The sequence below is a fragment of the Affinirhizobium capsici genome, from assembly GCF_977018625.1.
In genome coordinates this window covers 137,702-160,255 of sequence record NZ_CDRNXD010000008.1, presented here as the reverse complement: position 1 = coordinate 160,255, position 22,554 = coordinate 137,702, and the positions used below count along the sequence as shown (strand labels likewise).

21 protein-coding genes and 1 pseudogene are annotated in these 22,554 nt (G+C 57.7%); 9 read left to right on the top strand and 13 right to left on the bottom strand.

Going from position 1 to position 22,554, the window contains the following annotated elements; genetic code table 11:
* The first annotated feature begins 221 nt into the window (after positions 1–221).
* The 5 genes and pseudogenes from blh (at position 222) to AC0JZ1_RS20720 (ending at position 3,452) form a co-directional block, all read left to right on the top strand.
* Positions 222–1,520: a bifunctional sulfur transferase/dioxygenase Blh gene (blh, locus tag AC0JZ1_RS20740; RefSeq protein WP_471884320.1), complete on the top strand. Its 1,299-nt coding sequence runs from the start codon at positions 222–224 to the stop codon at positions 1,518–1,520.
* Positions 1,511–1,852 (top strand): sulfite-sensing transcriptional repressor BigR, encoded by a 342-nt coding sequence (bigR, locus tag AC0JZ1_RS20735; RefSeq protein WP_471884319.1) that lies wholly within the window; start codon positions 1,511–1,513, stop codon positions 1,850–1,852. The genes blh and bigR overlap by 10 nt, the downstream gene beginning before the upstream one ends.
* Positions 1,853–1,854: 2 nt before the next feature.
* Positions 1,855–2,265, top strand: coding sequence for a YeeE/YedE family protein (locus tag AC0JZ1_RS20730; protein ID WP_471884318.1), 411 nt, complete (start codon positions 1,855–1,857; stop codon positions 2,263–2,265).
* Positions 2,262–2,693, top strand: coding sequence for a DUF6691 family protein (locus AC0JZ1_RS20725; protein ID WP_471884317.1), 432 nt, complete (start codon positions 2,262–2,264; stop codon positions 2,691–2,693). The genes AC0JZ1_RS20730 and AC0JZ1_RS20725 overlap by 4 nt, the downstream gene beginning before the upstream one ends.
* Positions 2,690–3,452, top strand: a pseudogene (locus AC0JZ1_RS20720) (sulfite exporter TauE/SafE family protein). Before AC0JZ1_RS20725 ends, AC0JZ1_RS20720 begins: the two are co-directional and overlap by 4 nt.
* A 133-nt stretch (positions 3,453–3,585) precedes the next feature.
* Here the strand turns inward: AC0JZ1_RS20720 and AC0JZ1_RS20715 are convergent.
* The 4 genes from AC0JZ1_RS20715 to AC0JZ1_RS20700 all read right to left on the bottom strand — a co-directional run bounded on the left by AC0JZ1_RS20715 (position 3,586) and on the right by AC0JZ1_RS20700 (position 9,455).
* Positions 3,586–5,631: a response regulator gene (locus AC0JZ1_RS20715; protein WP_471884316.1), complete on the bottom strand. Its 2,046-nt coding sequence runs from the start codon at positions 5,629–5,631 to the stop codon at positions 3,586–3,588.
* On the bottom strand, positions 5,615–7,123 hold the full coding sequence (locus AC0JZ1_RS20710; protein WP_471884315.1) for an ATPase domain-containing protein: 1,509 nt from the start codon (positions 7,121–7,123) through the stop codon (positions 5,615–5,617). The genes AC0JZ1_RS20715 and AC0JZ1_RS20710 overlap by 17 nt, the downstream gene beginning before the upstream one ends.
* A gap of 589 nt (positions 7,124–7,712) precedes the next feature.
* Positions 7,713–8,657, bottom strand: a complete 945-nt coding sequence (locus tag AC0JZ1_RS20705; RefSeq protein ID WP_471884314.1) for an alpha/beta hydrolase family protein — start codon at positions 8,655–8,657, stop codon at positions 7,713–7,715.
* A 39-nt stretch (positions 8,658–8,696) separates the two neighbouring features.
* Entirely contained in the window at positions 8,697–9,455 is a 759-nt protein-coding gene (locus AC0JZ1_RS20700) for an SDR family oxidoreductase (RefSeq protein WP_471884313.1), read from the bottom strand.
* A 98-nt stretch (positions 9,456–9,553) separates the two neighbouring features.
* On the opposite strand from AC0JZ1_RS20700, the gene AC0JZ1_RS20695 reads away from it, so the two are divergent.
* Together AC0JZ1_RS20695 and AC0JZ1_RS20690 are read left to right on the top strand one after the other, a co-directional pair.
* Positions 9,554–10,453: an AraC family transcriptional regulator gene (locus tag AC0JZ1_RS20695; protein ID WP_471884312.1), complete on the top strand. Its 900-nt coding sequence runs from the start codon at positions 9,554–9,556 to the stop codon at positions 10,451–10,453.
* 301 nt (positions 10,454–10,754) lie between these two features.
* A complete protein-coding gene (locus tag AC0JZ1_RS20690; protein ID WP_471884311.1) occupies positions 10,755–11,045 on the top strand; it encodes a hypothetical protein in 291 nt (96 codons plus the stop codon).
* 672 nt (positions 11,046–11,717) lie between these two features.
* On the opposite strand, the gene AC0JZ1_RS20685 is transcribed toward AC0JZ1_RS20690, so the two are convergent.
* The 4 genes from AC0JZ1_RS20685 to AC0JZ1_RS20670 form a co-directional block, all read right to left on the bottom strand.
* Positions 11,718–12,140, bottom strand: coding sequence for a glyoxalase superfamily protein (locus AC0JZ1_RS20685; protein ID WP_471884310.1), 423 nt, complete (start codon positions 12,138–12,140; stop codon positions 11,718–11,720).
* The gene (locus AC0JZ1_RS20680) at positions 12,137–13,531 is read right to left on the bottom strand and encodes an MATE family efflux transporter (RefSeq protein ID WP_471884309.1); all 1,395 of its coding nucleotides are present in this window, start codon (positions 13,529–13,531) and stop codon (positions 12,137–12,139) included. Before AC0JZ1_RS20680 ends, AC0JZ1_RS20685 begins: the two co-directional genes overlap by 4 nt.
* A gap of 568 nt (positions 13,532–14,099) precedes the next feature.
* Entirely contained in the window at positions 14,100–14,468 is a 369-nt protein-coding gene (locus tag AC0JZ1_RS20675) for an EAL domain-containing protein (RefSeq protein ID WP_471884308.1), read from the bottom strand.
* A gap of 129 nt (positions 14,469–14,597) precedes the next feature.
* Entirely contained in the window at positions 14,598–14,693 is a 96-nt protein-coding gene (locus tag AC0JZ1_RS20670) for a diguanylate cyclase domain-containing protein (RefSeq protein ID WP_471884425.1), read from the bottom strand.
* 633 nt (positions 14,694–15,326) lie between these two features.
* Here AC0JZ1_RS20670 and AC0JZ1_RS20665 point away from each other — a divergent pair.
* Both AC0JZ1_RS20665 and AC0JZ1_RS20660 read left to right on the top strand, forming a co-directional pair.
* Positions 15,327–15,758 (top strand): GNAT family N-acetyltransferase, encoded by a 432-nt coding sequence (locus AC0JZ1_RS20665; protein WP_471884307.1) that lies wholly within the window; start codon positions 15,327–15,329, stop codon positions 15,756–15,758.
* Between the two features lie 79 nt (positions 15,759–15,837).
* Positions 15,838–17,094: an MFS transporter gene (locus AC0JZ1_RS20660; RefSeq protein WP_471884306.1), complete on the top strand. Its 1,257-nt coding sequence runs from the start codon at positions 15,838–15,840 to the stop codon at positions 17,092–17,094.
* Positions 17,095–17,213: 119 nt separating this feature from the next.
* On the opposite strand, the gene AC0JZ1_RS20655 is transcribed toward AC0JZ1_RS20660, so the two are convergent.
* From AC0JZ1_RS20655 to AC0JZ1_RS20635, 5 genes are all read right to left on the bottom strand, one after another.
* On the bottom strand, positions 17,214–17,945 hold the full coding sequence (locus AC0JZ1_RS20655; protein ID WP_471884305.1) for an ArsR/SmtB family transcription factor: 732 nt from the start codon (positions 17,943–17,945) through the stop codon (positions 17,214–17,216).
* A 385-nt stretch (positions 17,946–18,330) separates the two neighbouring features.
* A complete protein-coding gene (locus AC0JZ1_RS20650; RefSeq protein WP_471884304.1) occupies positions 18,331–19,428 on the bottom strand; it encodes an ABC transporter ATP-binding protein in 1,098 nt (365 codons plus the stop codon).
* The gene (locus AC0JZ1_RS20645) at positions 19,425–20,252 is read right to left on the bottom strand and encodes a carbohydrate ABC transporter permease (protein ID WP_471884303.1); all 828 of its coding nucleotides are present in this window, start codon (positions 20,250–20,252) and stop codon (positions 19,425–19,427) included. Before AC0JZ1_RS20645 ends, AC0JZ1_RS20650 begins: the two co-directional genes overlap by 4 nt.
* Positions 20,249–21,151, bottom strand: coding sequence for a carbohydrate ABC transporter permease (locus tag AC0JZ1_RS20640; protein WP_471884302.1), 903 nt, complete (start codon positions 21,149–21,151; stop codon positions 20,249–20,251). Before AC0JZ1_RS20640 ends, AC0JZ1_RS20645 begins: the two co-directional genes overlap by 4 nt.
* 119 nt (positions 21,152–21,270) lie before the next feature.
* Positions 21,271–22,503 carry an ABC transporter substrate-binding protein gene (locus tag AC0JZ1_RS20635; RefSeq protein ID WP_471884301.1) on the bottom strand — a complete coding sequence of 411 codons (1,233 nt, stop codon included), beginning with the start codon at positions 22,501–22,503 and terminating at the stop codon, positions 21,271–21,273.
* Positions 22,504–22,554: the final 51 nt, after the last annotated feature.

Below are 22,554 nucleotides of genomic sequence, written 5' to 3'. Positions count from 1 at the left end.
GCTCGATCGCCTCGAAGGAAGCCTTGTGTTCGAGCGCGCAACTCCCTGGTTTGTTGCACGAGCGTCGTTCCCACGCTGACCCGCACCGGGCCCGGACGGCAGGCCGGCGTCGGAGCGACTACCTAGGATCGTCCTGCGACAATCTGGCCACCAGGCGCACTTGAAACATGAACATTATACATTATATTAAAACGTATAATGTTAGAACTACGGAGCCAGTCATGTCCGTCATCAAGATTTCCGAGAAGCTCTCGGTCTCGCCGCAGCCGAGCCTCGACGACATCAGGTCCCTGCGTGAACAGGGATTTGCGACGCTTATCAACAACCGCCCGGACGCCGAGGACGCCGCCCAGCCGCGAACGGACGCCGAACGCCAGGCGGCCGAACATTGCGGCCTCTCCTACTCCTTCGTTCCGGTCACGCTCGGCACCATCACCGAAGCCGACGTGCGCTCGTTCCAGAAGGCGCTCGACGCGTCCGACGGCCGGGTGTTCGCCCATTGCAAGTCCGGCACGAGATCCCTCAGCCTGTATCTCATCGGCGAGGTTCTGGACGGGCGGATGGCTGCCGAAGACGTCGTCGAGTTCGGCCGTGCCCACGGCTTCGACACAAGCGCCGCTGCGGCCTGGCTCAAGCAGCACGCGGCACGCCGCCCGCAGGTCAAGGGCTTCTTCGACAAGCGCACCTGGAGCGTCCAGTATGTCGTGTCCGATCCCGATACGGGCAAGTGCGCCGTGATCGATCCAGTTCTTGATTTCGACGAGAAGGCTGGAGCCACCGCGACCATCAATGCCGACGCGATCCTCGACTATATCAGGGAGAATGGCCTGACGGTCGAGTGGATCCTCGACACCCACCCGCATGCCGACCATTTCTCCGCGGCCCACTACATCAAGGAGAAGACTGGTGCCCGAACGGCGATCGGCGAACACGTCACCGATGTTCAGACCCTGTGGAAGGGGATCTACAACTGGCCTGAGCTCGCCACAGATGGCTCACAGTGGGACCGGCTCTTCGCGCACGGCGAGATCTTCAAGGTCGGCTCCATCGACGCCAAAGTGATGTTCTCGCCAGGACATACCCTGGTCTCGATCACCTACGTGATCGGCGATGCGGCTTTCGTACACGACACCCTCTTCATGCCCGACAGCGGTACGGCGCGCGCCGACTTCCCCGGCGGCGACGCCCGCATCCTTTGGAAGTCGATCCAGGACATCCTCGCCCTGCCGGACGAGACCCGCATCTTCACCGGACACGACTACCAGCCGGACGGTCGTGCTCCGCGCTGGGAGAGCACGGTCGCGGAGCAGAAGAAGTCCAACGAACATCTTGCCGGCGTGAGCGAAGACCAGTTCGTGGCGCTGCGGACGAAGCGCGACAAGACTCTGCCGATGCCGAAGCTGATCCTGCATGCGCTGCAGGTGAACATTCGCGGCGGACGTCTGCCGGAGCCAGAAGCGAACGGCAAGCGCTACCTCAAGTTTCCGCTCGACGCATTGCAGGGAGCCGCATGGGAATGAGTACCGTATCGAAAGCTGCAGCGAAGGCAGGCCTCTCCCCCGCCGAGATGGCCGGCCGGGCCGGAGAGGTTGCAGATCTCCTGAAGACGTTGTCGCATCAGGCACGTCTGATGATCGTGTGCACGCTGGTCGAGGGCGAGTTCTCGGTCAGCGAACTCGAAGAAAAGCTCGACATCCATCAGCCGCATCTTTCCCAATATCTGACGGTGCTGCGGAACTCCGGGATCGTCGAAACCCGGCGCGAGGGAAAGCAGATCTTCTACCGCCTGACGGAGGAGAAGGCGGCCCAGCTCGTCGGCGCCCTCTACAATATCTTCTGCGCGAAGGAATAGACATGACTCCCTATCTGCAATCTCTGGCCGGGGGCATGCTTATCGGCGCATCCGCGGTCATGCTCCTGCTTCTGAACGGCCGGATCGCCGGCATCAGCGGCATTGTCGGGCGTCTGGCGCAAGGCGTCGAACTGACCACCAATCTCGCCTTCGTGCTCGGGCTGCTGCTCGGGCCGCTCGTCTACCTGCTGGTGGTCGGCGGATGGCCGGCCGTCGTGATCACAGCGGGTTGGCCGCTGATCATCGTCGCCGGGCTGCTCGTCGGCTTCGGTTCGCGCATGGGCTCTGGATGCACCAGCGGGCACGGCGTGCTCGGGCTTGCCCGCCTGTCGCCGCGATCGATGGTCGCGGTCGCCACATTCCTATCCGCGGGTGTGATCGCGGTCGCCATTCTACGAGGCTTCGGGTTATGAACAGAAACATCTACCAGTTCGGCGCCGCCCTTGCCTCAGGCATTGTCTTCGGCTTCGGCCTGTCGCTCTCCGGCATGCTCAATCCGGTCCGCGTCCAGGGCTTCCTCGATGTCTTCGGCAACTGGGATCCAAGTCTTGCCTTCGTCCTCGGCGGCGCTGTCGCCGTCGCCTTCATCGGCGTGCAGGTGATGAAGAAGCTGCGGCACCCCGCCTTCGACGACAGCTTCCATGTGCCCGCGAACCGAAAGATCGACGGGCCGCTGGTCATTGGTTCGGCCCTCTTCGGCCTCGGCTGGGGGATCGGCGGCTTCTGCCCCGGCCCTGCCGTCGCCTCCCTGTCGGTCGGCATCCCACAGACGATCCTGTTCGTCGTGGCCATGCTGATCGGCATGACCCTTTACGACCGGGTATGGAGCAGAAGGACATGACTGGTTCCCTCTTTGCGGCCGTCAGTTCCGGCGGGATTGTCGGCTTCATGCTCGGCCTTCTAGGCGGCGGCGGGTCGATCCTGGCGACCCCACTTATCCTCTACGTCGTCGGCGTCGCCCAGCCGCATGTCGCGATCGGGACCGGCGCGCTGGCGGTCTCGGTGAACGCCTTCGCCAACTTCGCGAGCCACGCCATCAAGGGGCACGTCTGGTGGCGGTGCGCAGCCGTCTTCTCGGCGCTCGGCGTGCTTGGTGCCCTGGCCGGCTCCAGCCTCGGCAAGGCGATGGACGGAGAACGCCTGATCTTCCTGTTCGGCATTCTGATGGTCGTTGTCGGCGCCCTGATGCTCAAGCCCAGGAAGCCGACATCCGTCGAAAATCGTCCGGTCGACCTCAGGATGTGCCTTGTCACCGCAGCCGTGGCGCTCGCCGCTGGCGCGGCCTCCGGCTTCTTCGGGATTGGAGGAGGATTCCTGATCGTTCCAGGCCTGATGCTGGCGACGGGCATGCCGATGATCAACGCGATCGGGACGTCGCTCCTATCCGTCGGCGCGTTTGGGCTGGCGACCGCGCTGAACTATGCAGCGTTCCGGACTGGTGGACTGGTGGCTGGCAGCCGAGTTCATCGGCGGGGGCATCGCCGGCGGCCTACTCGGCATGATGCTCGCGACGCGGCTGAGCGCCTACAAGAACATCCTCAACCGCATGTTCGCGGCGCTCATATTTGTCGTAGCTGGCTATATCTTCTACCGAGGCTAGGATGCCAAGTCCTCTTGGAAGTCAGGCCGTTGGTTTGAAGGCGCCGATTATCACCGGTAAGACGCTACACGTCATGGCCGCTTCTCAAGCTGCAAGACGTTGACGTGACCGGCGCCAACACTCTTCTGGGCCTCTACAAGATCTTGCCAAGCACGGAAGCCAATTGGTCCTGGGAATACGGCTTTGCGAGCCTGGCGGCGTCAATCTCCACGCCCGAGGGCAGATCCGCATACCCGGAAGCTAACAAGATCGGGAGCCCGGGAAGACGTTCGCGGACAGCTTGCGCCAATTCTGCGCCAGTCATGCCCGGCATAGAATAATCAGTTATTAAGAGATCGAAGGTGGCACCTCCGTCAAGCAACTCGAGCGCCTCTCTTCCTGAATGCGCTTCCACCACCTCATGGCCTAGGTCAGCCAGCATATCCGCAGAACTCATGGCGATCAGGGCGTCATCGTCGACCAGGAGAATGCGTTTAGGACCGGCAGTGGCGGGACGTGTGGTGAGTAAAACATCCTGCGGGTTTTCCTCGATCTCGGTGGTGGAAACGGGGATCCAGAGTTCAGCCGAGGTTCCGCTACCCCAGGCGCTTTTCAACACCAATTGACCTTGGAGCTGCAACGCAAGCCCATGGACCATCGACAGGCCCAGACCGGTGCCCTTGCCGAGCTCCTTGGTGGAAAAGAACGGCTCGATCGCCTTCTGGAGCGTCGCAGCGTCCATACCCATGCCCTCATCGACGACCGACAGGACGACATAGCTACCCGGCGCAAGTGAATTCGATCGCATCTCCTGCTCTGCTTGCTTGAGCCCGATGCGTATCGCCCCACCGTCCGGCATAGCATCGCGGGCGTTGACGACGAGATTAAGGAGGGCTAGTTCCACCTGGTTGGCATCTGCAGAAACCGGCGGGAGGCTCCCGTTCTCGGTCACTTCTACGGTAATTCGGGAGCCGACCGAGCGCTGCAGGAGATCCTTCATATCTGCGACAAGTCCAGCTAGATTTACTGGGCCGACTTGGAGATCCTGCCGTCGGGCGAAGGCAAGCAGACGCTGGGTTAACGACGCACCGCGCTGCGCACCCTGCAGCGCGCCGTCAATCAAACGCGTCGCCTTTGCATCGCCGGCAACATGCTTGCGCAGAAGTTCAAGGTTGCCAAGCACAGCCATCAGGAGGTTGTTGAAGTCATGCGCGACCCCGCCAGTGAGTTGCCCAATGGCTTCCATCTTCTGGGCCTGTCGAAGCTGCTCTTCGGCCCGCTCGCGCTGACTGATCTCGGCCAGTACAAGCCGGTGCGCCTCCTCCAACTCGCGTGTTCGCTCCGTCACCCGTTCCTCGAGCATCTCGTTGAGATGACGCTGCTGCTCTTCGGCCAGAAGCCGCTCTGTGATATCGGCCGCCACTCCGACAAGTTTGAGAGGCTGGCCTATGCGATCACGGTGAAGTTGCGCGCGGATTTCTACGCCATGGATGGAGCCGTCGGGCCAGATAACGCGGTGGGAAATTGTATAGTCGACACCCGTCTCAAATGCATTGCGCACAGCTTCCCGCATGCGCGTCACATCGTCAGGGTGAACAGCCTTGATCAAATTGTCATAAGTCAGGTCATCTTGGTGGCTGCGACCGAAAATTCTTCTGAAGGTCGATGAGGTCGTCAACACTGTCGTGCCGACATCCAGCTCCCATGTGCCCAGTTGACCGGCCTCAAGTGCCGTTTGAAGCCGGCGTTCCCCTTCATCCAGCGCTTCCATGCGGGCACTTGCTTCATATTGGCGGCGCCGAGCACGCATCGCGGACCGGGCAACGCTAATAAATGTCGTCGGGTGGAAGGGCCGCTCTATGAAGCTGACATTGCCGAGGGCTTCGGAAAGCCGGGCGGCGGAGGGATTGCGCTCTGGGCCGCCACCACGCGCCGTCAGAATAATGAATGGAAGGTCGGACCAGCTCGGCTGGGTCTCGATCCAGGATACGAGTGGACGTAGGTCGGCAGACCGGAGGGCTTCTTCGGTGACCACCACAAAGGCAGTGTCTTCCCGCAAATCCGCTACCAGGTTAGCGAGCGAAGGGGCAACATTGGCAACGATTCCTGCGTCCCGCAGCAAAGCTGCAGCGATCTTCGCGTCACGGCCCAGCGGGGCGTGGACCAAGGCAATGACATCACGCTCAGGAATCGCGGCCATCCTCGTTAATTTTTCGAAGCAGAGAGTGCCCGCTCCCGATTAACTCGGGAACCCCACGCAAAATCCCCTGGAACCCGGATAGCGGCTCTCCCAGTGATAGTCCCTTGCTACTAATCCTGTATTCCCGGATCGTATCTTCATGCTGGCCGGTCCGCTTCTTGATCACCGAAATCGCCCTTCGGACGCGACCTTCCGCCTCGAAGTAGCGCAGCAATATGACAGTGTCCGCAAGGTACGTCACGTCTACAGGCGATTTCATATCACCAACAAGACCGTGCTGCGCGACAGTGAGAAATGTATTGGCGCCCTGTCTGTTGAGGTACTGCAGCAATTCGTGCATGTGCAGGATCAAAGCATTTTCCTCAGGCATGGCAGCCTGATATCCGTTAATGCTGTCGATCACCACCGAGGTGGCGTCGAAACTCGCAACCCTGTCTCTAACGCGGTGGGCAAACTCGCCAGGCGAGAGTTCTGCGGCATCGACCTGCTCGATGTGGATGAGCTTTTGATCGCGCAACGCTTCCAGATCGAGCCCCATTTCCTTCGTCCGGGCAAACAGCAACCCAAGCTCCTCGTCGAATACAAATACGGCAGCCCGCTCACCGCGTCGGATCGCAGCTTCGACAAATTGCAGAGCTACAAGGCTTTTTCCGGTGCCAGCGGGTCCAATCAGCAGTGTGCTGGAACCGCGCGCAATCCCGCCTCCAAGAAGATCGTCAAACGCGCTGATGCCACTTGCCAAAAGAGACCGTTCAAATCCCAACTTGTGTTCGACGGCACGCAGACGTGGGAAAACGGAGACGCCACCGGTTTTGATAACGAAGTCATGATACCCCCCACGAAAAGCCTGGCCGCGGTATTTGAGGACCCGAAGTCGACGGCGCTCGGATCCGTAGTCCGGGGCAAGCTGCTCCAAGTGTATCACGCCATGCACGACGCTGTGGACAGTCTTATCCGTTGCATCCGAGGTCATGTCGTCCAGGAGCAAGACCGTTGCATCTGACCGCGAGAAAAAGTGCTTCAGCGCCAGGATCTGTCGGCGGTATCGTAGCGAACTCTGCGCCAAAAGCCGGATTTCAGAAAGACTGTCGATCACCACGCGATGTGGTTTCACACGCTCGAACGCTTCGAAGATGAGCTTTGTAGTCTCGCCAAGCTCCAGGTCTGACGAATAAAGCAGGCTTTGCTGCTGATCTGCGTCAAGAAGGCTTTCTGGCGGAACCAATTCAAAAATTTCCACGTGATCGCCGATCTCTTTCCCGTGGGAGAGCGCGCTGTCACGAAGTTCTTCTTCGGTCTCTGAAAGAGTGATGTAAAGACATCGCTCGCCGATGTTGGCTCCTTCTAACAAAAACTGAAGGGCGATCGTCGTCTTGCCCGATCCGGGCGCGCCTTCTAGCAGAAAGACGTGACGGCGCGACAGTCCACCGAACAGGATGTCGTCCAGTCCCTCCACGCCTATCCTTGCTTTTGCTCCTAAACTATCCGTCATACATCCTCCAACTTAGGATTTTATATAGGACAAATGCGCCGGCCTTCTAGGAGGGAGACGTTGAAACCCCTGGATTCGTTCCGCCGCCGGCGCGTCTGGAACCTTTAGCGGCTTGAACACGCGCCCATTGCTGAGCTGGACGCTGACAACTGCTAATTAAACGCCACCGAGATGATCCCGGATCGAGACGATTGCTCCTCAGTGTGAAGTAGATACCGTTGAAGAAGGCGTGCATCCGCTAAGCATGTTTTAAGGATCGCAAAAGTGGCACGACTACCGTCGTTCGATGTCTTACGCTCTTGAGCGGATTCGAACAGTCGACCTCTTCGCCATGCCTAATTCTTCCTGATCTACGTCCCGCTGCTGCCAGCGAAATCCACCGCGAGCCCATATTCTAAGTAAGTGTCATTGAGGATAGAGTGTGTAGGTCTGCGAGCTTGCTGGACGAAAGAAAGATTTTGGCGCTCCCCTAACAATGAAATAGGTGCCGCGTACCGCGCGGTTGCCGCAGACTGCATTGAGCACCCAGACCAGGGTACCCAATGATTCATCTTTCTCGTGGCTCCAACCGCGCAGATTTACCCAGCGGTCAGGGCTGCTTCTCCGTGACCGTCGCAAGCAGGGCGGCTTCGCTTTCAAGTGCGAGGCACGCTCTCGGCCAAGCGCCTTCGTCCGCGCCGAGCGCGCTTTGAAGCCAGGCGAATGTCAGACGCCGTGTTGCCTCGAGCACGTCTGGTGCTTCAGTCTCTGTTTCTTTTGCGTCGAGCGCCGCGATCCCGCCAAGGCCATGCCCAACTCCGTGCATCATCAGCATTGCAACGGCACCAGGCGCGTCATGAAACGCATCCGCATGCCATTCAGGGCCGCGCGTTGTGAAATGCGGATTGTCCATATCACCGCAGACGACGAGGTTGCGTGTCGAGAGCGTCGAGAAATCGACGTCGAAGAACGGAAACCGGGCAGCACTCTCAGGCGTCATGTCCGTGCCGCCGCGTCCCGGAGTTGTCAGGAGAACGCCCGCCGAGATGCGTGGATCGGAAAAATCTTCACCATTCACCTGTGCGCCAAGCAGGAGCCCGACTGTGTGGCCGCCAAAGGAATGGCCCACCGCTCCGATGCGAGCATGATCCATCCGGCCCGCAACGGCCGGCGCTTGCCGCTCAATCTCCGGCAGTTGGTCCAGGATCGCCTTCATCTCCTCGACACGTTCGCGCCAGAAGAACGGTGCGCCCGATGAATTCGCAGGCAGGCCGCCAACACGAGAACTTGCATGGGTGGGCTGGATCACGACGAAACCTCTCTCCGCCCAAAACTGGACAAGAGGAGCGTAGCCGTCCTTTGACGGGATGTAGTTGGATGGGCCGTAGCCATGCGACAGCAGCAGGATTGGCAGGTTACTTCCCGCAGCGGGCGCGGTGAGACGCAGTTCCAGCGGCTGGCGACCCGGCATCGAAAGACGGATCGGCGTGTAGGCCACGGTGAGAGTGGCCTGAGGCGTCGGAATATGCTTCGCGAGATTGATCAGATTATTCATGGGTCTTTACCTTCAAAGGTGTATTTCGGACTGTGATGTTCAGGCGAGCAGATGACCCGCTTCGCGGTATGAGGTTTCCGCATCGGCGCCGGCGGGGATCTTCATCGGCGCGTCGATCTCTGTCACAGACCGCCAGACGGCCTCTGCAACCGCATCCGCGGTCGTGACCTCACTGCCCGAACGAAGCTTCGTCATGTAGTCCTGGACGAATTCGCAATATGGCTCGGGAATTTCCATGCCCATGCGTGAGACAGCATTTTTGCCGAAGCCGGTCGTCGGCGCCGAGCCAGGCAAGACAAGCTTGGCGCGGATGCCGAATAAAGCCGCTTCAAGCGCGAGGCTTTCCGTAAAAGCGTTGAGGGCAGCTTTGCTGGCGCTGTAGACCGAGAGCGCGGGCAAGGGCCTGATTGTGACAGCGGAGCTGACGTTGACGATGGCGCCCGAGCGACGGGCCCGCATTTGCGGGAGAAAGGCTTTGGTCATCGCCATTGCGCCGAAGACGTTTGTCTCGAACAGTTCACGAACCTTCGACATCTCCGAACCTTCGAGCACATTGAGCATGCCGACGCCGGCATTGTTGACCAGCGCATCGATCGGGCCAGCTGCTTCGATAGCCCTCGCGATGCTATCGGCGCTCGTGACATCGAGCGGCAGGATTTGGAGCCGGTCGTTCGACGGGAGAAGATCGTAACGCGGCGTGCGCATGGTTGCGACGACGTCCCACCCGGCATCTACGAATTTCTGCGCGATAGCGAGGCCGAAACCGGACGAGCAACCGGTGATGAGGATCTTTGGCATGTTCTGTCTCCTGACTTTTAACTAAGCTAAAGATGGACCTGATCCCTCGGACTTTCTATATGCGTATGTCCGAGAACGTTTAGCAGGAGTCCGAAATCATGACCGACCCCGTCGCCGAAGTTGTTTCGCTACTCAGGCCGAGCCCGTCGATCTCAAAGCTGGTCACCGGCGGTGGCCAGTGGCTGGTCGAGCGGACGGAGATTGGAAGCCCTTTCTACTGCGCTGTGGTCGAGGGCCGTTGCCTGATGACGATTGCCGGTCGTGAGCCAATGGTGCTCACTGCGGGTGACTTCGTCCTGGTCCCAAAGATCTTCTCGTTCACGATGAGCAGCATGGAGCCACCGCCACGCGGCGCACTTCCCCAACGTCTGGAGACCAGCCCCGGTGTCTTTCGCCTAGGCGATCCGGAGGCACCGGCAGAGATCAAGGCACTGGTCGGGCATTGTGCTTTCGGCTCGGATGACAAGGCTCTGCTTGTTTCGCTGCTGCCGGAGGTCATCCATGTTCATGGTGAAGAGCGACTGCTGGCTCTCGTCCACATGATTAACGAGGAGACGCGAGCTGACCGCGTCGCGCGTGAGATGGTGCTTCAACGTTTGCTGGAGGTTCTGTTCATCGACGCGCTGCGATCAGCAGCCAATGCCAAGGCGCCTCCGGGCCTCCTGCGGGGCATGGCCGATCCCCTGCTGGCGCCGACCCTGCGCCGGATCCACGCTGATCCGGCGCGAAGCATGACGGTGGAAACGCTTGCTCGCGAGGCCGCCATGGCCCGTTCGACCTTCTTCGATCGCTTTCGAAAGGAAGTTGGTGTCGCACCGATGGAGTATGCGACGGGCTGGCGCATGGCCCTGGCAAAAGAGTTCCTTCGCGAAGAGATGGCTATGGCTGACATCGCCCAGCGCGTCGGCTATGGATCGACAAGCGCCTTCAGCGTTGCCTTCAGTCGGCATGTAGGAATTCCACCCGGCGCCTATGCGCGGGCAACTGTTGCCGCCTGAAACTGAAGTTGGAGCCAGGAGGCTCCATCTCCCAAGACACTGCGGATCTTTCGCGCTGGCAGGAGATATAACTCCTAGCTTTTCGAAAGCCGGGGTACACGGGATTTCCACGCTGGCTCTGCTGCCGACGGATTCGCAGCCTGAACGAAAGGACATTTGATGTCGAAGAGGTTTGGCAGGGTGGCGAGAAGACATCAACCGGCATAGTGATAAAGCCGATTGTCGACCCAGCCATCAACTTAGCGAGTGACGCTAGAACTTCACATATTTTATATGGTTATATATAGGGCGGGGCCGATCTGTGCCCGGCGTTGCAGGTAAAACCACATTTTCGGAGAGCTGGGCTGCTTCCAAAGTAATGGAGGCCATTTCTGATATTCAAACCAATACAAATCTTGTAGGAAAGCGCAAACCGGAAGTGGGGGGCTTTATTCTAAGGCCAACAGGCCGGCGTTTTATTGTTCCTGATGTCATGCACATGGGTGGCAAGGATACCGGAACCCTTCGCTATCTCCGCAGCACGCGCGGCCATAGCTGGCTGAAAGCCTTCAAGCTTGAGGCAGCGGCCAAAGGTTTAACAGCAGAGTGTTGACCTACACCTGACAATGGCTCAAAGGTCAGAAATACCAGTTTTGACGGCTAAAGCAGCAGCGCCGAGCCAACCGGCGCAATCGGGGAGATAGGCTCCCCCGGCTGTGGCAATGCCCTGCCGTCAAACTGGAGGTAAAGCAATGTGGTTCTTACCCATTAGCGTTACCCTAGAAATGAAAAGAACCCGGACGAGTTGGCTGCTCAAGCTCCGGGTTCAATTCTTTAGCTAGGAAATGGGAGGCGGGCGAAAGCTCGTCTCCTACTCCGGGCTTTAATATAGACTCATTGCACATTTTTTCCAAGAGCCAAATCCCTCAGGAGGGTTTTGCGAAACACGACCGCATCGAGCGGCCAACGGTTCGGCCAAGGAGAAGGCAGCCCCTCCCCTTGGGAGCTTGTTGCTCAAATCATACAGAACGCCCTTGGCGGGGGAAGTCGGTCTCGGTTCCCGCCCTTCGGTCGGCGCTATGCTGAACCTCCTACGGCTTCCCCTTACCCGCCAATGGCGTGACGAGAATTCCCAAAATTCCTGCCTTCAGCCGTCGCTTCTCTAATCGGCGGGCTGAGGTCAAGCTCTATTCCATCTATCCGTTGGCCAAGAAAGCAAGGTATCGTCCGCATTCGTCCCGTTGCGCACCGCAGAAATTGCCACGAACCTTTAACTCACCGAGGCTCATGACGCGCTTAAAATCAGGTGCGGCATCCCGTTTGATGTCTTGCGGACGGAAGTTCCATTGATATCTACCGTACCTCTTACCACTCGGCGCATGTTGGAAAAGCTGTGGAAGGTAACCGTGTCCACCGGTTCATCGAAGCGAACAGTCACGGAATAGTGCGAGCCCGAGGATGATAACGCGCTGATTTCGCCCTTGAAAGATTGCCCAAGATACCTCCCCTGCACCCTTTGGTGCAGATGGAACGGAGGGGGAATAGCGTTGGCGAGGCGGGCGGACAAGGTGTTCCAGTCGCGCGCACCGTTTTGTCGGGCGACTAGCTCCAGTGCCTGGGCATGGCCCAAGATGTTACCCTCTGCGGCGAGTGCGCTCCGCAAAGATTTTGCGTGCGCTTTGGCTTCTGCAATGGTTCTAACTGTCATGACAGATTCTCCACAGCCTTGAGCCCGATACCCGCGTTTCCCCTCACCTTGAGGGCGGCGGCAAGGATAAAAGCTGCGATGATTGCGGCCACACCATCTGCCAGCGGAAAGACAAACCAGATTGCGTCCGCGCCCAACATTGCCGCAGCGATCGTCACTAAGACAGGCAATAGGATAAGCGGCTTGACCGTGGTTAGAAGAGCCGCGCGGGCCGGTTGGCCGATGGCTTGGAAATATAGACCGAGCACAAGAACTGGTCCGGAAAAGAGATAGATCGCAGCCATGGGACGAAGCAACCGGCTGACCTCGCCGACCACATCCGGATCAGCGACAAAGGCCGCTCCGACGACTGTGCCCTGGCCCAGCAACAAAACCTCGACGGCAAGACAGTAGAGCAATGTTGTTGCCGCAGCGATCCGCAGAACCGCATCCGAGCGGGAGTAAAGCTGCGCTCCAACATTGTTGCCGACGATGGTCTGCATCGCCATCGCGATCGCCATGATTGGCAGGAAGGCAAACCCGAGAATGCGTGTCACAATCCCGTAGGCGGCAATGGTCGTGGCGTAATCGGTGGCGCCTGCAAGACGAAGAGCGAGAACCACACTGGCGGCTGAAAGCGCTATTCCGATAAAACCCAGACTAACGGGTGCGCCAAGCGCAACGATACGCCTCCAACTGCTAGTCCAAGGGTTCCGCCACAGTCTGTTGAGCGGCATCATGCCCCCAAGGAACGGGCGTAGCCCCGCCAGAAGCACCAGTCCGAGCGTCTGTGCCAAAACCGTGCCCGTAGCCGATCCCGCGACACCCAGTTCAAGCGCGACGACAAGGATGTAGTTCAGCAGGATGTTGATAAGTGTGACCCCAAGTGACATGAGTGCCATCAATCCCGCCTGTCCTTCGTTTCTCCAGGCGTCGGCATGAATCCCGAGCAGAAATTGTACCGGGGTTCCGAATATGGTGATTGCGAGGTAGATCCACAGCATTTCGGCAACCGGGCCATCGGTTCCGGCAATGCGCAGAGCGAAGGCCCACCCGCCCGCACAGAAGATCACGATTAGCGCTGACGCGGTCGTCAACGCTAGTCCATGTGCGCCGGCGAAGGTCGCGTTGGCCGCGTTACGGTTGTCGGCGCCGAGCTGGCGAGCCAGCAGGCTGGACATCCCCCCGCTGACAAGGGTCGAAAGCGCGGTTGTCAGCATCAGAGCTGGGAACGCCATGCCGACGGCCGCCATGGCGTCCGAACCGACGAAATGCCCCAGAACGACGGCGTCGGCAATACCCAGCGTCCCGTTCATCAACATGATGGCGATGATAGGAAATGCGCTTGCGGCGAAAATTTTGCCTGGTGAGGCATTTAGAAAACGATTTTCGGGCGATTGTCGCAAAGACATCACTCACTCCTCCAAAGAGGCATTTCGACAGTGATGGGGGCCTGCATTGCCACCAACGAAATGCTTCGAGGGTGAGAAAAAAATAATATGCCGGGCTTTACCGTGACTTGCGTCTGCAGGCGGCAGGTGCTCGGAACCTTCGCGGAAAAAGCCAGCAAACTCACTGATTGTCAATAGGAGCGTGCATGAGAATTCTGCACGCGGCCAAGAGCGGCTAGTTTTTGATCCGGACGGGTAATACGCTATCATTCGACATTCCACGGTAAATCGTCCGCTTCTGGCGCTCTGCGCCCTGAGCGCAGTTGGGCCGGAAGATTTTCATGCGGGCGAGATAGGCGTCGCCTGATGAAAAACTATTTGCCAACGGCCCCAAACGAATTTCCAGATCGAGCTTCGTAATGTTTCAGAAGTCTCGTTTGCATCGGGCGCCGCTCGGACGCTTCTACGTGACTAAAACTATGTCGTTCGACAGCGCAGTGACCGAGAAATCGGATACCTGCGGCACACGCAGGAAGATCCTGACGAACCTTCCAAAATCGGTCCCGAAGTCATCGATTGCGATTTGAGGTCAGCCTCCCGCACCGCCGTAATCTTCCTGGCAACGATCTGATCTTGTCCGCCGAGATAGACGGATTCGGCGACCTCCAGAATTGCATGGTGGAGAGGAACGCCTTCCCGCTCGAACGGCTGGGAGGCTTTCTGAAAGATCTTCGCACTGAAGGTCTGCTGCAGAGAGGTTGATGCCGACATGCTGGATCGGAATGTGCGATCTCAACCAATGGCCGAGGTCCATCGCAATGCGCTTGATCATCGTACGCGTCAGGGAGGCGGCGACCTGGGCATCTTTTGTTGCTTCATGAAAAACGGCGGCCGGCACCACCTCGCCGCTTGCCAGTCGCATCCTGGCTAAAGCTTCGACGGCGTATGACCGGCGCACAGCGTCGGCTGATGGATATTTCTTGCGAACTCAGTAGCGATCCTCTCCGCTTGAGCAATTGACGCGAATTTGAGAACGATTGCAAACTCGCGCCACCCAGACGATAGACGGTACGAGGGATGACGACGCTCAGCAACCTCGGGCAACCGCCGAAATCAGGTCGTCGCCGGCTGCGTGGCCGAACGCATCGTTGACGACCTTAAGGTTGTCCACGTCGACAAGCAGGAGTACCAGTCACCGGCAGATATTTCCTGCATCGCGACGTTGAAATTCGCGCGATTTGGTAGCCCGGTCAGGACGTCGGTGAAAGCAAGGCGGCGGTGTTCCCGCAACCGCTCGTGACGCTCAAGCGCAATCATGCATAGCGGCAGACAGCTCTCGACGATGGTCTGCTTGAGAACAGACGGTGAGCGTGCTTCCCGAAATAGAGCGCGAACGTTCCGAGGACCTTGCTATTGCTGCCAAAGATCGGATTGGAATAACACGCCATGAGACTATGAGGCAGCGCTAGAGCCTTTTAATCACCCCATCGTGGATCATGCTCTATGTCATCGACGATAACTGCTTTACCGAGGAATGCAGCTGCCCCACATGACCCAACGGTTGCGCCGATCTCCAAATTATCCAGCGCCATTGAATAGCTCAAAGGCAGGCTGGCGCGGCGCAAGGGTGTAGGCGTCTCTGGTCGCCCTGCGCAACCATTCGGAGGATAAACGGAGGTCCCAATTATCGCTTCGAACGCAGGTCTCATCTGCCGGCGACTACCGCTAATGCACGTGCCTTGCACGGCCGTTCAGACATTGTTAGACGGCACATTGTCACCGGCCTCCTGCATTTGATCGAAATGAGAAGCGAACCATGGTCCATATGGAAATAAAATCAGAAGTCCGTGAGGACGATCGGAAGGCGATTGTCGATGCCCTGCTGGCCTTCAACGCCTCGAAGATTGGTGATGATGGCTATGAACCACTGGCAATCCTGCTTCGAGGTGACGACGGCGAGGTTCAAGGTGGACTGACGGCAAAGTGCTATTATCGCTGGCTTTTCATTGACCTCTTATTCGTTCCGGAAGCTCTAAGAGGAGCCAACTTGGGGAGTGATCTTCTCGCGCGAGCTGAGCAATGGGCTAGAGAGCGGGATTGCGTGGGAGTTTGGCTCGATACGTTTACATTCCAAGCTCCCGGCTTTTATGAAAAGCAGGGTTATTCAAAGTTTGCGACGTTGGAGCACTATCCTGACGCCGAGACGCAGAGGCTCTTTTTTCGCAAGATTTTTGCAGACAACCAGTAGCCGCTGAAAGCAGCCACCGATCTTAGATCAATACGAACACTTCGGTCGCGAGCGAAGCTTCTTCATTCGGAAAAATGCGATGAGGACCAATCACTATTGGGACCTCGTTATGAAATTTGCATCTATATCTAAAACTCCACGGTTTTTCGGCTGGCATGTCGTCGCTGCGACCTTCGTTCTCGCAGTTTTCGGCTGGGGAGTCGGATTTTATGGACCGCCCGTATATTTGCAGATGGTGGTCCAGAGGACAGGATGGTCCGTCGCGTTGGTGTCGACCGCAGTCACGCTGCATTTCTTGGTGGGCGCAGCTGTTGTTGCAAACCTGCCCCGCCTTCATCGGATATGCGGCGTTCCGCATATAACCTTAATCGGTGCGGTCCTTCTCGCCATCGGCATTGTTGGCTGGTCCGCGGCCTATCAGCCATGGCAGCTGTTTATCGCTGCGCTCCTAAGTGGAGCGGGATGGGTGGCGATGGGAGCTGCTGCAGTCAACGCTATCATTGCTCCGTGGTTTTTTCGTCGCCGTCCCGCAGCACTTTCCATGGCATACAACGGGGCGAGCGTCGGGGGTGTCCTTTTCTCTCCGTTATGGGTCATGCTCATCGCCTCTATTGGATTTGCCCAGGCAGCGTGCACTGTCGGCATCGTGATGGTCATCATCGTTGCCGCTCTATCAGGTTTGGTGTTTTCCAAATCCCCTGAAGGTGTCGGTCAATTTCCCGATGGCTCCATAGCACCGGAGGAGACACCAGCTGCGCCAACTGCCTCCACACCAATAAGATCGCTTTGGCGCGACCTCCGCTTTATTACGCTGGCGCTGGCAATGGCCGCAGGCCTGTTTGCTCAAATCGGCCTTCTGGCGCAAATGTTTTCGATCATTGTTCCGGTCTTCGGAGCTAAGAGAGCCGGCCTCATTATGGGTGGGGCGACCATTGCTGCCATCGCCGGCCGGACAGGTTTAGGCTTGTTCATGCCTGCAAATGCCGATCGGCGTCTGATCGCTTCCGCGAGTTACGGCATCCAGATCATTGGCTCTTTGACATTGCTGTTCAGCGGGCAAGATTATGCAAATGGTATGATCGTAGGGGTACTTCTGTTCGGCCTTGGGATTGGCAACGCGACCTCCCTGCCACCTCTCATTGCCCAAGTAGAATTTGCGAAGGCAGATGTCTTTCGGGTGGTCCCTATAATCGTTGCCATAAGCCAAGCGACCTATGCACTTGCGCCTGCAGCGTTTGGCGTGGTCAGATCATATTCTGACGTCTATATCTTTATATTTGCGGCGATTTTCCAAGGTGGTGCCGTGGTCGCATTCCTTTTTGGACGAAGGCGATGATATGGACGGGACCCCTTTCAATTTTGTCTGAGGCCTCATTGCGGATACGTTTGGTCTGACCGTGTCCAAACTGTCCGAGCGCGGCTCTTTGGTTCCCGTGGATTTGCTCTATTGGGGTTCTAGGAATAGTTATGCAAAGTGGGTGTTGCGCGCCAATCCGTCGGGAGATCGAATGTCTCACTAAACCCGGCCTCGCCAGCGCGCGTGATGCGCAGAGCGCGAGATTCAGCCGTGCGACTGATCCAGCCAAGCGCAAGTGACCTATCGAGAAGTGCCGCACCAAGACGGCCGGCAAGGTGTGGCCGTCGCTCGCTCCAATCAAGACAAGTTCGACAAAGCGGGCGTTTTGACCGTGCCGCTTCTTGCAGATCAATTCCGACGTCGCAGAAGAATTGCCGCCCTTGGTCCGTAACGAGACCGGCGCCGTCCGCAAGAATGATATAACCGTTATCCGCCAAAGCGTCCAAAAGAGCGATGGCGAGACGACCGGCCATATGATCGTAGCAGGTGCGGGCCAGACGCAATGCCTCGTCCTTCGGGCCGATCGGATGATAGCGCTTCGGCCCAGTCGCTGCCAACGCCATGAGAGCATGTATCGCTTGTGCCACATCAGGCGAAGTAAGTCGATAATAGCGATGCCGGCCTTGCTTTTCGACCGCGATCAATTCGGCTTCCGCCAGCTTGCCAAGGTGGCCGCTCGTAGTCTGGGCGGTAACCCCGGCATGTCGCGCCAGTTCGCCCGCCGTCAATGCCTGTCCACCCATCAGTGCAGAAAGTATGTTGGCGCGCGCTGCATCCCCAATCAGGTTTGCAACCTCGGCAATCGTATTTCCTGAAGCGACGTTCGACATGCGCGAAGTCTAGCAATAGAATGCTGTGCAGTCAGCATTCTATTTCTCGGCCAATACCTAAATATGCCTCAGGCGCAATTCGCCGGTGTCGCCGCCACGATCTGCTATGCAACCGCTGCGACTTGGCAAGAACTCTAGGGATCTAGATCCGCTGATGCCAGCGCCGCTGTCTGTGCGAAGTTACAATCAGCAGCTGCACGATTTTGGTATAAGCAGGCGCGAGGCAATGCAAAAGCAAAAAACCGTTTAGCTGTGAGTTACAGGAGACAGCAGAGGTGCGATCTCGTGTCGTCGCCTTGAACGAAATCCAACCGTCCACCCACTCATTCCGATTTAGACACAGCGGCGGCTGGCTCATCACATCCCGTTATTTGCGGTCAACTTATTAACCGGACCAAGCTAGCTCAAATGTCGCCTCAAGACGCTGTCCGGTCTCCGCGTCGAACACGTGAACATTCTCAAGAGCGAAAGTAAGCCGCACGGTTTCGCCAACTTTGAATGATAAGCGATCGTTCAACACGAAGACGATCTCGGGCTTGGTATCGGTCGTGATAAATGCTGTCGCACCAGTGGATTCAACGTTAGAAATGGGTACCTCAAAGCCTGTTATGCTTGAAGATGCTATCTTTAGGTGCTCCGGGCGGATTCCAATTAGCACCTGATGACTTGGCTGGATGCGCTGTTCGGTAACCAGCGCTTGCGATCCTGGCAGATCCAGAATGATCGATTTGCCATCACTTCCCGTCTTTGCCGGAATGAAATTCATGGCTGGTGAACCGATGAACCCCGCGACAAAACGGTTAGCAGGCCTGTCGTATAGATCAAGCGGTCTGCCCTGCTGCTCGATCACGCCGCTGCGCATGATCACGACGTGGTCAGCCATGGTCATGGCTTCGACCTGATCATGAGTGACATAAACGGATGTTGCGCCGAGCCGGTCGTGCAGGGCTCTGATTTCCTTGCGCATGTGGACGCGCAACGCTGCATCGAGATTGGAAAGCGGTTCGTCGAACAGGAAGGCTTTCGGATGGCGAATGATGGCTCTGCTCATCGCGACGCGCTGGCGCTGGCCGCCGGATAGTTCACGGGGGTATCTGTGAAGCAGATCCCCAAGACCTGTGATCGCGGCCACTTCCTGCGCGGCTTTCCTCGCCTCCACCTTCTTCACGCCCTTGATCTTCAGGCTGTAGGTCAAGTTCTGCTCAACGGTCATATGTGGGTAAAGAGCGTATGACTGGAAGACCATGGCAAGGTCACGCTTTCGCGGCGGCATATTATTCATCCGCTCGCCTGCGATCATCAGATCACCGCTGGAGATGGTTTCCAGCCCCGCCAGAGAACGTAACAGGGTTGACTTTCCGCATCCCGAAGGCCCGACGAGAGCCACGAAAGCGCCTTTGGGAATGGACAAGTCAATATTCTTGAGAGCGTGATATGCGCCGTAGTGTTTGTTGACGCCGGTCAGTTGGATCTGGTTGGTCATTTAAGGGCTCCCGATGTGAGGCCGGAGACGATGCGCCGTTGCAGAAGGACGAAGATCGCGAGAATGGGCGTCACATACATGGTCGCGTAGGCCATGATGTTGTTCCACTCGCTGGTGTTAGGCCCCATAAAGGTGTTGAGACCCACACTTGCTGGCTGAAGGCTGACATCCTGGATCATGGATTTAGAATAGACGAATTCACCGAATGCCTGCATGAAGATGAGGATTGCACTGACGAGGATACCGTTGCGCGCAAGCGGCAGGACGATATTGAAGAAAGCACCGACGCGAGAATTTCCATCGACCAGTGCCGCTTCTTCTAATTCCATGGGAACAGCCATGAAGGTCGCCCGAACCAGAACCACGAAGAAGGGCATGCTTTTGGCAGCAATCGCCAGAATAACAGCCAGCCGAGGGTAATCCAGCAAGCCGATTTGCGTGAACCCAACGAAGATGGGCGTTACCATCAAAGAGGCCGGAAGCACCTGTAGCATGAGAATGAGGAACAGGCCGAGATCGACCCATACATTTCGATACCGTGCCAGAACATATGCACAGCCTGTGCCAAGAACGGCGATCAGCGCGACCGAGCCGAAGGCGATAACAACCGAGTTCCATAGATAGCGGCCCATATTCCGGCTTTCCCAGACGTAAGCGAAGGTTTCCCAACGTGCTGCGGACGGCCAGAAGCTCGGCGGGTTGGCGAACATCTCCGAACCGCTTTTGATGGACGTGACATACATCCAGTAGAGCGGAAACAGATAGATGGCGGCCATGATGATGGCCATTAGCAGCATAAGGCGATTGCGGGCGGTCTCGCTCATCCGCGCACCTCATGACGTGTGGAGCGAACGTAAACTGCGGCAGCGAACATGACGAAAACCGTCATGATGACCGAAATCGTTGCGCCTCTGCCGAAATCATATTGGCGGAAAGACAGGTCCCACGCCCAATATTGGGCGACGTTGGACGAGTTGTTCGGCCCGCCATCGGTGATGGCCGCGAAGAGATCGAATTGCTGCAAGGTAAAGATCAGGCCGAGCGCGATGATCGCGCCGATGGTAGAGCGCATCATTGGCAGGGTGATTGTCCAGAAGCGCTGCCAGGCATTCGCACCATCCATTTCCGCCGCCTCATAGAGATCACCCGGAATAGCCGAAAGACCGACCGACAGCAGGATCATGTTGAAGGAAGTGCCAAGCCAGATATTGGCAATGACGACCGCCCAGAGCGAGAAGTTGGGGTCTGAACGCCAGAAGATGTTGCCGCTGATCAACCCGCTTTCGCGCAGGAAGAAGTTCAAAACGCCGAAATCACCTGACAAAATCCAGTTCCAGATGGCACCGACGACGAGGCCGGGCATGACCCAGGAAACGAGAAACAGACCGCGCAGCCAGCTGGCGCCGGGAAAACTCGTCCAGAAAAACAAAGCAAGACCGAAGCCGATGATGAACTGTCCGGCAATAGAGCCGACCACGAAGATCAGCGTATTGGTCAGAATTGGCCAGGTTTCCGGCTGTTTGAACAGCGCCACATAATTGTCCATGCCCACAAATGGGCGGATGAAGCTGCCGAGGCTGAACATGTCAACCTCCTGAAAGCTCATCAGAATATTGTAGATCAACGGTAGCCCGGCCAGCGCGAACAGAAACGCGAAGGGCACGCCGACCAGCACCATGTCAAATCCACGGCCATCCCTGACGCTGGAGAATATCCGTCTCATCATAACCTCTTGTCATCGCTCGGAACCGCCCGACACATTCCCGTGCCGAGCAGTTCCGTCCGGGAGGAAACTGGGCTTCTGCCCGCCACCGTGCTCAGACGACGCGGGCAGGAAACCGATCAACCGCCAATCGACTTGATTTTTTCCGCAGCCTGATCGAGAGCCGCTTTCGGCTCCATCTGGCCCGTGAGCGCTGCCTGAATGGCATCCTGAATGGCCTTGGAAATCTTGGGCCATTCTGGCGAGGGGCCGCGCGGCTGGGCGTATTTCATCTGCTCGAGGAAGGTGGCGAGAGCGGCGTCTTTTTCGGCATTGCCGGTCGGAGGCACGGGGATATCGGAGCGCGCCGGAAGCTGGCCGAAATCCTTGTACATCGTGGAGTCTTTCGAGGCGAAGAACTCCAGTGCCTTGAAGGCTTCTTCCGGGTGCTTGGTGCTGGAGAAGATTGCCCAATTATAGTCACCCATGGCCGAAGAGCGTTGCGCACCTTCCTGCGGAACGGGCAGAAGTGCGGTGCCCCACTGAAACTTCGCGTCCGTCAGCATACGGTCGATTTCCCATGGACCGGAGATGGCCATGGCCGCATTGCCAGCATTGAAGGTTGCTGTTGAATCCCACTGACTGCGGGTCAGCGTATCCGGCGAGGTCAGTTTCTCGGTCAGCAACTGCTTCCAGATCGTCAATGCTCTGACCGCACCTTCGCCATTGATGGCGTTGTAGCTCGCGCCCCCCATCTGTGCCCAGGGTAGGAACTGGAAAGTCCCTTCCTCATTCGCCTTGGCGGAGAAGGTGATCCCGTAGACGTTCTTCTTGGGGTCGGTGAGCTTGCGCGCAGTTTCTACCAGTTGGTCCCAGGTCTTGGGCGGGCTTTCGGGATCAAGCCCGGCAGCCTGGAACAAGTCTTTATTGTAATAGAGCGCAATTGTATTGGTCGCCTTCGGCACGCCGTAATATTTGCCGTCCCATGTGGCGGATTTCAGCGGGCCCGGGAAATAGTTCTCGGCTTTGATCGTGGTCGATTTAGCGATCATATCGGTCAGATCGAGAAACGCACCGCGCGATGCGAACATGGCGTGGTTCGGGTTGTCGATAGCGATGATATCCGGTGCCTTACCGGTGGAATAGGCACGCATCGCTTCGCTCACCACGTCATCGAACTGGATCTGGCGATACTCGATCTTGATGCCGTTGTTCTGCGCGTTAAATTCCTTGATGAGATTAGGCGCTGGCTGAATGTCGCGATCCAGCGACCAGAGCGTAAGCTTCACGTCTTCAGCTTTTGCCTGAAAACCAACCATCGCAGCACAAGTCAGCGCCAGTGTCATGGCAATCGAATGCTTTCGGATACCCATAATTCTCCTCCTTTAAGGTTATCCCTACGTTCTTGCCCGCCGCCTCCTCAT